Genomic DNA, 13,257 nt, shown 5'->3' on the forward strand with positions numbered 1-13,257 from the left:
GTGTACGCGCGTGCCCGCACTTGTGCTGCTCGGTGCTCAGTGGGGTGACGAAGGCAAGGGAAAGGCGACGGACCTGCTTGGCGGATCCGTTGACTATGTGGTGCGCTACCAGGGCGGCAACAACGCCGGCCACACGGTAGTCGTGGGCGATCAGAAGTACGCCCTGCACCTCCTCCCTTCCGGAATCCTCACACCTGAATGCACTCCCGTCATCGGCAACGGCGTCGTCATCGACCCGTCGGTCCTGTTCTCCGAGCTGAACGGGCTGAACGAGCGTGGCGTCGACACGTCCAAGCTCCTGATCAGCGGTAACGCTCACGTCATCACGCCTTACAACGTGACCGTCGACAAGGTGACGGAACGCTTCCTCGGGAAGCGGAAGATCGGCACGACCGGGCGCGGCATCGGTCCGACGTACGCCGACAAGATCAACCGCGTCGGCATCCGCATCCAGGACCTGTACGACGAGTCGATCCTGACCCAGAAGGTCGAGGCGGCGCTCGACGGCAAGAACCAGCTCCTCACCAAGGTCTTCAACCGCCGTGCCATCGAGGTCGGCCAGGTCGTCGAGGAGCTGCTCTCCTACGCGGACCGCCTGAAGCCGTACGTCGCCGACACGGTCCTGATCCTGAACCAGGCCCTGGAGGACGACAAGGTCGTGCTCTTCGAGGGCGGCCAGGGCACCCTCCTGGACATCGACCACGGCACGTACCCCTTCGTCACGTCCTCGAACCCGACCGCGGGCGGCGCCTGCACGGGTGCCGGTGTCGGCCCGACGAAGATCAGCCGGGTCATCGGCATCCTGAAGGCGTACACCACCCGGGTCGGCTCGGGCCCGTTCCCGACGGAGCTCTTCGACGAGGACGGCGAGGCGCTGCGCCGCATCGGCGGCGAGCGGGGCGTCACCACCGGCCGTGACCGCCGCTGCGGCTGGTTCGACGCGGTCATCGCCCGCTACGCGACCCGCGTGAACGGCCTGACGGACTTCTTCCTCACCAAGCTCGACGTCCTCACCGGCTGGGAGCAGATCCCGGTCTGCGTGGCCTACGAGATCGACGGCAAGCGCGTCGAGGAGCTCCCGTACTCCCAGACCGACTTCCACCACGCGAAGCCGATCTACGAGACCCTCCCCGGCTGGTCCGAGGACATCACCAAGGCCAAGTCCTTCTCCGACCTCCCCAAGAACGCCCAGGCGTACGTCAAGGCGCTCGAGGAGATGTCCGGCGCCCCGATCTCCGCGATCGGCGTGGGCCCGGGCCGCGACGAGACGATCGAGATCAACTCGTTCATCTAGGACGCGCCCCACATGGGCCGGTCAAGGATTTCCTTGACCGGCCCATGGTCTGTTCCTGGTTCCGTCCGGAAGTAGGGGAAGGCAACTATCTACGCGGGTAGTTGCACCCTCCTCCCTCTCCAGTCCCAGGAGCTCCGTATGCCCGTCAGTCCCATGAACCGTCGCGAGTTCGTGCAGAAGTCGGCTGTCACCGGTGTGGCCGTGGCCGCGGCGGGAGCCGTCGCCGCGACGCCCGCCCAAGCCGCCGAACGCAAGCCCAGGACCTGGTCGTTCTCCATCCTCGGCACCACCGACCTGCACAGCCATGTCTTCGACTGGGACTACTACCTCGACAAGGCCTACTCCGACGCCAAGGGCAACTCCGTCGGCGTCGCGCGCGTGGCGACGCTCATCAAGCAGCAGCGTGAGGCCAAGGGCGAGGAGCGGGTGCTGCTCGTCGACGCCGGGGACATCATCCAGGGCACCTCGCTGGCGTACTACTTCGCGCGCGTGCGGCCCATCACCGACAAGGGCGCCCCCAAGCACCCGATGGCCGTCGCCATGAACCACATGCGCTACGACGCCGCCGCCCTCGGCAACCACGAGTTCAACTACGGCATCGAGGTGCTGCGGAAGTTCGAGAGCCAGTGTCGCTTCCCGCTCCTCGGCGCCAACGCGCTGGACGCCAAGACGCTGAAGCCCGCCTTCCAGCCGTACACCGTGAAGCGGATCTGCGTGCCGGGCGCCCCCGACATCAAGGTCGGCATCCTCGGCCTCACCAACCCCGGTATCGCGCTGTGGGACAAGGACAACGTGAGCGGGAAGATGGTCTTCCCGGGGCTCGTCGAGCAGGCGAAGAAGTACGTGCCGAGGCTGCGCGCGCTCGGCTGTGACGTGGTCTTCCTGACCGATCACTCGGGGCTGGACGGGTCGTCGTCGTACGGCGACGAGCTGCCGTACGTCGAGAACGCCTCCAACCTCGTCGCCCAGCAGGTGCCCGGGATCGACGCGATCCTCGTCGGGCACACCCACGTCGAGGTGCCGTCGTACACCGTCACCAACACCGAGACCGGCGAGGACGTGCTGCTGTCCGAGCCGTACTGCTGGGGCTACCGGCTCAGTGTCTTCGACTTCGAGCTGGAACTCGTGCGCGGGCAGTGGAAGGTCACCAAGAAGAGCGCCCAGACCCTGAACCCCAACACGGTCGACGAGGACCCGGAGATCAAGAAGCTCCTGGAGGCCGACCACGAGCTCGTCGTGAAGTACGTCAACACCGCTGTGGGCACCTGCACCGAGGACCTGTCCGCCGCCGAGTCCTGCTGGAAGGACGTCCCCATCATGGACTTCATCCACCAGGTCCAGATGGACGCGGTCAAGGCGGGCCTCTCCACGGCCGACGCCGCCCTGCCGCTGATCTCCGTCGCCGCGCCCTTCTCCCGCACCGCCGACATCCCCGCGGGCAGCGTCACCATCAAGGACATCGCCGGGCTCTACATCTACGACAACACCCTGTACGGCAAGAAGCTCACGGGCGCGCAGCTCAAGGACTATCTGGAGTACGCGGCGAAGTACTACCACCAGGTGCCCGCCGGCACGAAGGTCGACACCGCGACCCTCACCAACGCCAACAGCTTCTGGGACTACATGTACGACACCGCCGCGGGTGTCTCGTACGACATCGACATCGCGGCGGCCGAGGGCTCTCGCATCAAGAACCTCTCCTACAACGGCACTTCGGTCACCGACGACCAGGTCTTCGTCGTCGCCGTCAACAACTACCGGGCCAACGGGGGTTCGGGATACCCGCACATCGCGGCCGCCGACATCGCCTACAGCTCGACGAACGAGATCCGGCAGTTGATGATCGACTACGTGACGGCGAAGGGGACGCTGGATCCGGCGGACTTCGCCGCGACGAACTGGAAGCTGACGCAGGGCGGGACCGCCGTGTTCTAGGGCCTGTTGTTTGGATCAGGTCGGCCGTGAGAATCAGTGCTTCCGGGCCGACCCGAGCGGGGGCGATGGGGGCCCCTCCCGCGCGAGCGAAGCCGAGCGTGGGGGAGCGTGCACCTGCAAGGCGGAGGAGGGAGTCGACGCGGAGCGTCGGCGACCGACGACAACGCGGCTGGGGGTCCCCCCTCTGGGGGAGTGCGTGCCAGACCCCGCGACGCCGAGCTGATCCAAACGACAGGCCCCGGGGTCCCGGCGGCGAACGGGGGAACATGATCGAGGAGTTCGAGGCGCATCGGGCGCGGCTGCGGGCTGTGGCCTACCGGATGCTCGGGTCGCTGAGCGAGGCCGACGACGCGTTGCAGGACGCCTGGCTGAGGGTGAGCCGGGCGGACACGCAGGACGTGGAGAACCCGGCGGGCTGGCTGACGACGGTGGTCGCGCGGGTGTGCCTGAACATGCTGCGCTCGCGCGAGCACCGACGCGAGGAGCCGCTGGAGCGGGCCGAGTCCATGGGCGCGGCCGACCCCGAGGAGGAGGCGCTGCTCGCCGACTCGGTGGGCCTGGCGCTGCTGGTCGTCCTGGACACCCTCGCCCCGGCGGAACGGCTCGCCTTCGTGCTGCACGACATGTTCCAGGTGCCCTTCGACGAGATCGCCCCGCTGATCGAGAAGACCCCGGCGGCGACCCGGCAGCTGGCCAGCAGGGCCCGCCGCCGGGTCAAGGGGGCACCCTCGCCCACGGCCGATCTGCCGCGTCAGCGGCGGGTGGTGGGCGCGTACCTCGCCGCGACGCGGGGCGGGGACTTCGAGGCCCTGCTCGGCCTCCTCCACCCCGACGTGGTGCTGCGCGCCGACCGCGCGGTCGTACCGACGCCCGAGCCGATCCTTCTCGTCGGCGGCCGCCCGGTCGCCGATGCGGCGATGGGCTCCATGGGCCGGGCGCGGTTCGCGGACCTGGTGCTGGTCGACGGCCGGGTGTGCGTGGCGATGCTGGCGGCGGGACGCCTCAGGGTGCTGCTCCGGTTCACCTTCGACGGCGACCTGATCAGCGAGATCGATGTGATCGCGGAGCCGGAGCGGCTGGCCGGGCTGGGACCGGTCATCGGGGCTACGATCTAAACGTACGCGTGTGCGCCAACAGGAGAAGGTGAGTGCGATGCGCGTCCTGCTCAAGGCGTCCCTGAACACCGAGAAGGCGAACGAGCTGATCCGCAGCGGCAAGTTGCCCCAGCTGATGCAGGAAACCCTCGAGAACATCAAGCCCGAGGCCGCCTACTTCACCCTCGACCACGGCGTCCGCACCTGTTACCTGGTCTTCGACCTGCAGGACAGCTCGCAGATGCCGCCGATCGGTGAGCCCTTCTTCATGGACCTGGACGCCGAACTGGACATGACCCCGGTCATGAACGCCGAGGACCTGCAGAAGGGGCTCTCCGCACTGCGGTGACCGGCCTCAGCTGAAGATGATCATCGACCCCTGCGCCAGACTCCGGGTCGCCGCCGCGTGCAGCCCCAGCCAGACGTGCCGCTCCCGGGCGAAGGGGCTGGGGTCGTACGGCGCGGGGACGGCCGGCTCCTCCAGTTCCGTCGGGCCCAGGGGCGGCTGGGGGGCCGCCGGCGGGTTGGCCGGGTCGATGCCGATCGCGGGGGCGACCAGCTCCAGCTCCCGCAGCAGGGTCTGCGAGGAGCCCAACGGGCCGCCGCTCGCCAGGAGTTCGTCGTTGGCCAGCGGGTGCGGGAAGTCCACCGGGACATAGGCGCCGGCGTGGTCGTAGTGCCAGACCAGGTGGGACTGCTGGGCCGTGGCCTCGAACATCTCCAGCAACTGCTCGTAGTCCCCGCCCAGTTCGTCCACCGGGTTCACCGGCAGACCGCACACCTGAAGCAGGTAGGCGCGGCGCAGGAAGTGCAGCGCGTCGTAGTCGAAGCCCGCCACCGGGGCGACCTCGCCGGACAGGCCCGGCATGTACTGGTACACCGGCACCGGTGGCAGCCCGGACTCGGCGAGCACCTTGTTGTATTGCGCGAGTTCCTCGGCGAACGGATTGTCGGGCGTGTGGCACAACACGTCGACGAGCGGTACCAGCCACAGGTCACAGGCCAAAGAGGGCTCCTCGCATAGCACGGTGTAGCGAAGTGGTCAGGGAAGAGTAATCGGTTCGGCGTGCCATGGCTTCCCCCGGGGCGGGGTCGGCCGCGTGCTGAAGGACCCATACCCACCCCGCGGCCGCCCACGTATGGCCGTCCGCCGGACAGTGCCTAACGGCCGGACAACCGTTCGACGACCGCGAGGGAATGGTGGTTGTACGCGGCGACTATCTCCCGGGCCGCCGCGGTGTCCCGGCTGACCAGTGCGTCGACCAGGGCGGTGTGGTCGGCCCACAGCTCGCCGCGCAGTTCCGTCAGCCGGCGCAGGTGCTGGACCGCGCACACCCAGGACTGGACGCGCAGCCGGTGCAGGAAGTCGGCGAGGTAGGGGTTGCCGAAGACGTTGCTCAACTCGCGCCAGAAACGCAGGTCGTAGCCGATCAGGACGGAGAGGTCACCGGCGAGCGCGGCCCGCTGCGCCTCCTCGCCCCGCCGTCGCACCCCGGCGAGGGCGGCGAGGACGCGGGTGTTGTCGGGGTCGTTGACGAACCCCTTGTGACCGCCGTCCAGCGCGTGGAACATGCCGTCGATGACGAGGCTGCGGGCCTCGATGATGCCGCGGTAGTCGTCCAGGGAGTACTCGTGCACCCGGAAACCGCGATGCTGGTCGGCTTCGAGGAGCCCTTGAGCGGAGAGGTCGACGAGCGCCTCGCGGACCGGGGTCGCGGAGACCCCGTACTGCTCGGCGATCTCCTTGACCGTGAACTCCTGACCCGGCTGGAGACGCCCCGCGAGCACCTCGTCGCGGAGCGCGTCGGCGATCTGCTGCCGCAGGGTGCTGCGGGTCACGGCGCCGTTGCCGCTGCTGCCGGGCATCGTCGGGCCTCTCCCTGATGGCGGTCGGGTGGCGTGCTCGTACACGTACACGTATGACTACGAGCACGCCACCTTACGCGTTCGGGTTTCCCGCGGTTACTCACGTAGCGTCCGTCACAGCGTCGCCACGGCTACTCCGTGTGCTCGTCCGCCACGGAGAGCGCCGCGTCCAGCGCGGAGAGGCCTTCCTTCAGTTCGGCCTCGGAGACGTTGCACGGCGGCACGACATGGGTGCGGTTCATGTTGATGAACGGCCAGATGCCGTGCTTCTTGGCGGCGGCGCCGAACGCGGCCATCGGGGCGTTCGCGTCACCGGCCGCGTTGTACGGCACCAGCGGCTCGCGGGTCTCCTTGTTCTTCACGAGGTCCAGCGCCCAGAACATGCCGACACCGCGCACCTCGCCGACCGACGGGTGGCGCTCCGCCAGCTCCCGCAGCGCGGGCTCGACGACCTCGGCGCCGAGCCGGGCGGCGTTCTCGACGATGCCCTCCTCCGCCATGACATTGATGGTCGCGACGGCGGCGGCACAGGCCAGCGGGTGCCCGGAGTAGGTCAGACCGCCGGGGTAGGGCCGCTTGCCGAAGGTGGCCGCGATCTCGGCGGAGATGGCGACACCGCCCAGCGGCACGTACCCGCTGTTGACGCCCTTGGCGAAGGTGATCAGGTCCGGGGTGACGTCGAACAGGTCGGCGGCGAACCACTCACCCGTACGCCCGAACCCGGCCATGACCTCGTCCAGGATGAAGACGATCCCGTACTTGTCGCAGATCTCGCGCACACCGGCGAGGTAGCCGGGCGGCGGGACCATGATCCCGGCCGTCCCCGGAATGGTCTCGAGGATGATCGCGGCGACGGTGGCCGGCCCCTCGAAGGCGATCGTGGTCTCCAGGTGCTCCAGCGCCCGGGCGCACTCCTGCTCCTCGGTCTCCGCGTAGAAGCGGGAGCGGTACAGGTACGGCGCCCAGAAGTGCACCACACCTGCGGCGGCACCGTCGGAGGCCCAGCGGCGCGGGTCACCGGTGATGTTGATCGCCTGCTGGGTGCCGCCGTGGTACGAGCGGTAGGCGGACAGCACCTTGGCGCGGCCGGTGTGCAGCCGGGCCATGCGCACGGCGTGCTCGACGGCGTCGGCACCACCGTTGGTGAAGAAGATCTTGTCCAGGTCGCCGGGCGTCCGCTCGGCGATCAGCCGGGCCGCCTCCGAACGGGCCTCGACGGCGAAGGCGGGCGCGAACGTGGACAGGGTTGCGGCCTGTTCCTGGATCGCGGCGACGACCTTCGGGTGCTGGTAGCCGATGTTGGTGTAGACGAGGCCACTGGTGAAGTCGAGATACCGCTTGCCGTCGTAGTCCCAGAAGTACGACCCCTCCGCGCCGGCGACGGCGAGCGGGTCGATGAGCTCCTGCGCGGACCAGGAGTGGAAGACGTGCGCGCGGTCCGCGGCCTTCACGGCTGCGCCGGCCTCGGGGTTTGGCTGAGGGGTCATGCCCGTGAGCGTAAATGTCCGCGATGCGGAAGCGGTATCGGCGTCCTGTCTGTGGACAGGGGCTTTCCGCGACAGGTTGTCGTGTGGGCGGCGGGGTGGGCGCGGGCACCGGCCGGTCGCGGTTCGGGGTGACGGAGCCGGGGCGCTCCGTTACGGAACCGTCGATGCCGGAGCGCTCACCTCCTCGTATGCCCGCACTATCGTTGGTTGTCGCACAGGGGGTGCACACGGGGGACTTGGGGGAGGGCCCGATGGACAAGCTCGGGGCCGGGGATCCGCAGGGGATCGGGGCGTACCGGCTGCTGGCGCGGCTCGGGGCCGGTGGGATGGGGCAGGTGTATCTCGCGCGGTCGGACCGGGGGCGGACCGTCGCGGTGAAGCTGGTGCGCGAGGAACTGGCCGCGCAGGAGGAGTTCCGGGCACGGTTCCGGCAGGAGGTGCAGGCCGCCCGGCAGGTCGGCGGGTACTGGACCGCGCCGGTCCTCGACGCCGACACCGAGGCCGCCGTGCCGTGGGTCGCCACCGGGTATGTCGCCGGGCCCAGCCTCCAGCAGGTCGTCGGACACGACCACGGGGCGCTGCCCGAGCGGTCGGTGAAGATCCTCGCCGCCGGGCTCGCGCACGCGCTCAAGGACATCCACGCCGCCGGGATCGTGCACCGGGACCTGAAGCCCTCCAACGTGCTGGTCACCATCGACGGACCCCGGGTCATCGACTTCGGTATCGCACGCGCCCTGGAGACGGTGACCGACGGCGGCCTCACCCGAACCGGCGCGCTCGTCGGGTCGCCCGGGTTCATGGCGCCCGAACAGGTCCGGGGCGACCGGATCACCCCGGCCTGCGACGTCTTCTGCCTCGGCTCGATCCTCGCGTACGCCGCCACCGGCCGGCTTCCGTTCGGCGCCGGGGGCAGCGGCGTCCACGCCCTGATGTTCCGCATCGCCCAGGAGGAACCCGACCTGGAGGGCGTGCCCGAGGGCATCGCCGAGCTCGTCCGCGACTGCCTGAAGAAGGACCCGGCGCGACGCCCGACGCTGGACCAGATCCTGGAGCGGACCGGCGCCGAGGACACGGTGTCCGGCGGACGCTCGCGCGACCCCTGGCTGCCGAGCGCGCTGGTCGCCCAGCTCGGCCGGCACGCGGTGCAGCTGCTGGACACGGAGGACCCGGAGGGACCGGGGACAGGTCCCGGTCCCGGTCCCGGTTCCGGTTCCGGTTCCGGTGAAGGCTCGCCCGAGCACGCGCCCGCGTCCCCGGACGACGCCCCGCCCGCTCCGGGCCGCCCCGGCGCGGGGACGCCGCACAACCACCTCCCCACGATGGTCGCCGGAGCCGGAGCCGGAGCCGGAGCCGGAGCCGGAGCCGGAGCTGGACAGGGTGTTCCGACGCCGCCCGTGCCCTTCGGCGCCCCGCCGACGCCTCCGCCCGCCCACACGCCGGCGCCGCCCCAGCCGTCCCACCCCGCCTACGGCTACCCCCAGCAGCATCCGCAACCGCCGCAGACACCGGCGTACGGCCCCCCGCCCCACCACTCCCAGCAGCCGCCGGCCCAGCCGTACGGCTACCCCTCCCAGCCCGGCGTCCCGGCGCCGTACAGCCCCTACGGCGGCGGCCACGGGACTCCGCCATACGGTCCCGGTCCCGGTCCCGGCTACGTCCCGCCCCAGGAACCCCCGCGCCGCAACGGCCGTTCCACCGCGGCGCTCGTCATCGTCGCCCTGGTCGTCGCGCTCGGCGCGGGTGGCTCGGTCTACGCCCTGATGAGCGGGGGCGGTGACGACGACAAGGCCACGCCCACGCCCACGACGAGCGCGCCGACGACGCCCGGCCCGAGCCCCGACGAGACCACCCCGACGCCGTCCCCCACGCCGACGACGAGCGCGCCGACGGACGGCGGCATCCCGGCCGGCTACCTCGGCACCTGGACCAGCACCATCGACAACGCCGACGGCTCGCACGACCGCCGGCTCACCATCCAGCAGGGAGAGGTCGGCGACACGGTCCTCTCCCTCGTGGCCGACGGCCCCGACTACCACTGCGTGTTCGAGGCGGACCTGGCCGAAGAGCCCGGCGCGGACGGCCCGTTGAAGATCGGCCCGTCCACGGTGACGGTCGGCGAGCCCGCCAGCTCCTGCACCCCGGGCGCGGCCAGCGAGGTCACCCTGCTCCCGAACGGCACCCTGGAGCGGGTCAACAGCGGCAACGGAGAGAAGCTGACCTACACGAAGGAGTAGCCCCGAAGTCCCCTTGCCCGTAAGGCTGTGTGGGTGATGGCATCCCCTACCCCGGGAGAGCACATGCGTCCCAGCAGAAGAACGGTCCTGAGCGCGACCGGCGCGGCCGCGGCCGCCGCCTGCACGACCGCCGGCCCGGCCGAGGCGACCCCCTCCGCGGCCGAGCCCACCCCGACGGCCGGGCAGACACCCAAGGGCAGCCGCCCCCCGGCCACCGCCCAGCCGCCGACCCGTGAACTCCGCGCCCTGTTACGGGAGATAGACCCGGGCCGCATCGAGGCCACGGTCCGCAAGCTCGTCTCCTTCGGCACCCGCCACACCCTCTCCGCCCAGGACGACCCGAGGCGCGGCATCGGCGCCGCCCGCGACTGGCTGCTGGCCGAACTGCGCTCGTACGCCGAGGCCTCCGGCGGCCGGATGACGGCCGAACTCCAGTCGTACGTCCAGGAACCGGGCCCCCGTATCCCGACGCCGACCCGCATCACCAACGTCGTGGCGACCCTGCGCGGTTCGGTCACCCCGGATCGGATCTACGTCGTCTCCGGGCACTACGACTCCCGCGTCACCGACGTCATGGACGCCACCTCGGACGCCCCGGGCGCGGACGACGACGCGTCCGGCGTGGCGGTGGCGCTGGAGCTGGCGCGGGTGATGGCGAAACGCCGCCCCGCGTCGACGATCGTGTTCGCGGCGGTGGCGGGGGAGGAGCAGGGCCTGTTCGGATCGGCCCACATGGCCCAGCGGTTCAAGGCGGCCGGGGCGGATGTGCAGGGCATGTTCACCAACGACATCGTCGGCAGCCCGACCGCCGACGACGGTACCCGGGACCCGTACACCATCCGTCTCTTCGCGGAGGGCGTCCCGTCCTCGGAGACCGCCGAACAGGCCGCGACCCGCCGCTCGGTCGGCGGCGAGAACGACTCCGCGACCCGCCAACTCGCCCGCTTCGTCCGGGACGTGGCCGACAACGACGCCACCGGCATGAACGTCCGCGTGATCTACCGCCGGGACCGCTACCGCCGCGGCGGCGACCACATCCCGTTCCTCGAACGCGCCTACCCGGCGGCCCGGTTCACCGAGCCCGCCGAGGACTTCGCCCACCAGCACCAGGACGTCCGGGTCGAGAACGGCAAGCAGTACGGCGACCTGCCCGAGTTCTGCGACTTCGACTTCATCGCCCGGGTGGCCCGGGTGAACGGCGCCGCCCTGTGGACCCTGGCGCAGGCCCCCGGCACCCCCAGGGGAGCGAAGATCGTCACGACCAACCTGACCAACGCCACCGAACTGGTGTGGACCCGCGGCCCGGAACCGGACCTCGCGGGCTACGAGGTGGTGTGGCGGGAGACGACGGCCCCGGAGTGGACGCACGTCATCCCGGTCGGCGACGTGACACGGCACGAGGTCGACCTGTCGAAGGACAACGTGTTCTTCGGGGTGCGGGCGGTGAACGCGAAGGGTCTGAGGAGCCCGGTGGCCTTCCCGGAGCCACAGGCCTAGGGCCGACGAGCGCTACCGGTCGGTCGGCCGGCTAGATCCAGCCCTGCTGCCAGGCCTGATGGGCTGCCGCGTGCCGGGGGGAGGCGCCGAGCTTGGACATCGCCGCGGAGAGGTAGTTGCGCACGGTGCCTTGTGCCAGATGCACCTGCGCGGCGATCTCGGCCACCGACGCCCCCGTACGGGCCGCCCGCAACACCTCCAACTCCCGTTCGCTGAGCGGGCAGTCGGCCTCGGTCAGGGCGGACGCGGCGATGTCCGGATCGACGTACCGGCGTCCGGCGGCGATGTCCCGGAGGATCTCCGCGAGCCGGGCCGCGGGGGTCGTCTTGGGCACGAACCCGCGGACCCCGGCGGCGAGCGCGCGGCGCAGGACCGCCGGCCGGGCGTGCCGGGTGACGATGACGACATGGGTGTCCCGCAGGGCGTCCCGGATCTCCCCGGCGGCCCGCAGCCCGTCCGTGGGCGGCATCTCCAGATCGAGTACGGCGATGTCGGGCCGGTGTTCCAGGGCGAGCCGTACGGCGTCGGTGGAGGTCGAGGCCTCCGCGACCACCGTGAGGTCGTCCTCCAGGGCGAGGAGCGCGGCCAGGGCGCCGCGCAGCAGGTCCTCGTCGTCGGCGAGGAGCAGCCGGATCACTTCTCGGCTCCTCGTACGGGCAGGGTCGCGGTCACCACGAAACGGTCGCCGTCCGCCCGCTCCCAGGTCAACTCCCCGCCCGCGCCCCGCAGTCGCTCGGCGAGCCCGCGCAGTCCGGTGCCGTCGCCGGCCCCCGGGTCGGTGTGGGACCGGTCGTTGCCGATCCGCAGCCGGGCCCGGCCCCCGGTGAGGCGGTAGTCGACCTCGGCGTGCCCCGCGTCGCTGTGCCGCAGGACGTTGGTGGTGGCCTCCCGCACGACCAGGCCGAGGAGTTGGCGACCGGCGTCGCCCAACTCGGCTCCCAGCGCGGTCAGTTCCAGATTCATCCGGGCGTCTATGCCGGCCGCCGCGAGCACCCGGGTCGCGTTGGCGATCTCGTCGTCCAGGGTCGTACGCCGGATCCCCCGCACCACGGCCCGGGTGTCCCGCAACGCGTCCGAACACAACTGCCGCACCTCCTGCATCTCGGCGGCGGCCCGCGCCGGGTCCGTCTCGGTGAGCCGGGACGCCAACTCGGCTTTCAGTGCGATCACTTGCAGATGGTGCCCCTGGATGTCGTGCAGGTCGGAGGCGAACCGCAGCCGTTCGTCCTTCACCGCGAGCTCCGCCTCCAGCCGCCGCGCCCGGTCCAGCCGCCCCGCGATCCGCCACGCCCACAGCGGCCCGAGCACGGTCCACACCGTGAACACGGTCAGACAGGCCGGGAACAGCGCCGCGTACGCCAACTCCCCGTCCCCCGCGGCCAGGCTCACGGCACCGCCCGGCAGCGTCGCGAGGACGACGGCCCCGCCGATCAGCCACCGCTTCCCGGTCCCCGGCAGACACGCGGCGAGGATCGCCACGGTCACCGCCGGGGCGACCGCCCACAGCCCGTAGTCGTGCCGGGCCAGCGGCGGTACGGCGAGCGCGGCGGAGGCGAGACAGGCGGTGAGCACCCAGCCCGCGAACGGCCCCGACGCGGGCGCCCGGTCCAGCGCCCCGCCGAGCAGCACGGTCGCCGCCACCGCCTCGACGGCCAGCGCGGGGACGATCGGCGCCCGCGCCCACAGCGGCACATCGGCGTCCAGCGCCCAACTCCCGTACGCCACGACCAGCACACACAGCACGGTCCCCGGTACGGCCCACCACGTGTAGCGCCGAAAACTCGTGAGCCCCGCCCCGTCCTCCACGCGGCCATTCTGGCAGCGGGGGCGGCGCGACGGATGACAGATGT

General features: G+C 71.0%; 11 protein-coding genes. 6 read left to right on the forward strand and 5 right to left on the reverse strand.

Annotation, left to right across the window (positions count from 1 at the left end):
- The first annotated feature begins 10 nt into the window (after positions 1 to 10).
- The 4 genes from ABKA17_RS16645 (at position 11) to ABKA17_RS16660 (ending at position 4,672) form a co-directional block, all read left to right on the forward strand.
- Positions 11 to 1,294: an adenylosuccinate synthase gene (locus ABKA17_RS16645; RefSeq protein ID WP_353692820.1), complete on the forward strand. Its 1,284-nt coding sequence runs from the start codon at positions 11 to 13 to the stop codon at positions 1,292 to 1,294.
- Positions 1,295 to 1,432: 138 nt separating this feature from the next.
- Positions 1,433 to 3,229, forward strand: coding sequence for a bifunctional metallophosphatase/5'-nucleotidase (locus ABKA17_RS16650; protein WP_353692821.1), 1,797 nt, complete (start codon positions 1,433 to 1,435; stop codon positions 3,227 to 3,229).
- A 266-nt stretch (positions 3,230 to 3,495) separates the two neighbouring features.
- The gene (locus tag ABKA17_RS16655) at positions 3,496 to 4,344 is read left to right on the forward strand and encodes a sigma-70 family RNA polymerase sigma factor (RefSeq protein ID WP_353692822.1); all 849 of its coding nucleotides are present in this window, start codon (positions 3,496 to 3,498) and stop codon (positions 4,342 to 4,344) included.
- Positions 4,345 to 4,381: 37 nt separating this feature from the next.
- On the forward strand, positions 4,382 to 4,672 hold the full coding sequence (locus tag ABKA17_RS16660) for a hypothetical protein (protein WP_353692823.1): 291 nt from the start codon (positions 4,382 to 4,384) through the stop codon (positions 4,670 to 4,672).
- A gap of 6 nt (positions 4,673 to 4,678) precedes the next feature.
- On the opposite strand, the gene ABKA17_RS16665 is transcribed toward ABKA17_RS16660, so the two are convergent.
- The 3 genes from ABKA17_RS16665 to ABKA17_RS16675 all read right to left on the reverse strand — a co-directional run bounded on the left by ABKA17_RS16665 (position 4,679) and on the right by ABKA17_RS16675 (position 7,676).
- The gene (locus tag ABKA17_RS16665; RefSeq protein WP_353692824.1) at positions 4,679 to 5,329 is read right to left on the reverse strand and encodes a putative DNA-mimic protein; all 651 of its coding nucleotides are present in this window, start codon (positions 5,327 to 5,329) and stop codon (positions 4,679 to 4,681) included.
- A gap of 155 nt (positions 5,330 to 5,484) precedes the next feature.
- Positions 5,485 to 6,189 carry a GntR family transcriptional regulator gene (locus ABKA17_RS16670; protein ID WP_353692825.1) on the reverse strand — a complete coding sequence of 235 codons (705 nt, stop codon included), beginning with the start codon at positions 6,187 to 6,189 and terminating at the stop codon, positions 5,485 to 5,487.
- A 131-nt stretch (positions 6,190 to 6,320) separates the two neighbouring features.
- Positions 6,321 to 7,676 carry an aspartate aminotransferase family protein gene (locus ABKA17_RS16675; RefSeq protein WP_353692826.1) on the reverse strand — a complete coding sequence of 452 codons (1,356 nt, stop codon included), beginning with the start codon at positions 7,674 to 7,676 and terminating at the stop codon, positions 6,321 to 6,323.
- Between the two features lie 251 nt (positions 7,677 to 7,927).
- On the opposite strand from ABKA17_RS16675, the gene ABKA17_RS16680 reads away from it, so the two are divergent.
- Together ABKA17_RS16680 and ABKA17_RS16685 are read left to right on the forward strand one after the other, a co-directional pair.
- Positions 7,928 to 9,910, forward strand: a complete 1,983-nt coding sequence (locus ABKA17_RS16680; RefSeq protein ID WP_353692827.1) for a serine/threonine-protein kinase — start codon at positions 7,928 to 7,930, stop codon at positions 9,908 to 9,910.
- A 63-nt stretch (positions 9,911 to 9,973) separates the two neighbouring features.
- The gene (locus ABKA17_RS16685; RefSeq protein WP_353692828.1) at positions 9,974 to 11,407 is read left to right on the forward strand and encodes a M20/M25/M40 family metallo-hydrolase; all 1,434 of its coding nucleotides are present in this window, start codon (positions 9,974 to 9,976) and stop codon (positions 11,405 to 11,407) included.
- Between the two features lie 31 nt (positions 11,408 to 11,438).
- On the opposite strand, the gene ABKA17_RS16690 is transcribed toward ABKA17_RS16685, so the two are convergent.
- Together ABKA17_RS16690 and ABKA17_RS16695 are read right to left on the reverse strand one after the other, a co-directional pair.
- Positions 11,439 to 12,044, reverse strand: a complete 606-nt coding sequence (locus ABKA17_RS16690) for a response regulator transcription factor (protein WP_353692829.1) — start codon at positions 12,042 to 12,044, stop codon at positions 11,439 to 11,441.
- Complete coding sequence (locus tag ABKA17_RS16695) at positions 12,041 to 13,213, reverse strand: histidine kinase (RefSeq protein ID WP_353692830.1); 1,173 nt, start codon at positions 13,211 to 13,213, stop codon at positions 12,041 to 12,043. The genes ABKA17_RS16690 and ABKA17_RS16695 overlap by 4 nt, the downstream gene beginning before the upstream one ends.
- Between the last annotated feature and the right edge of the window lie 44 nt (positions 13,214 to 13,257).

This window comes from Streptomyces sp. RG80, assembly GCF_040446465.1.
In the GTDB taxonomy this organism is placed as follows: Bacteria; Actinomycetota; Actinomycetes; order Streptomycetales; family Streptomycetaceae; genus Streptomyces.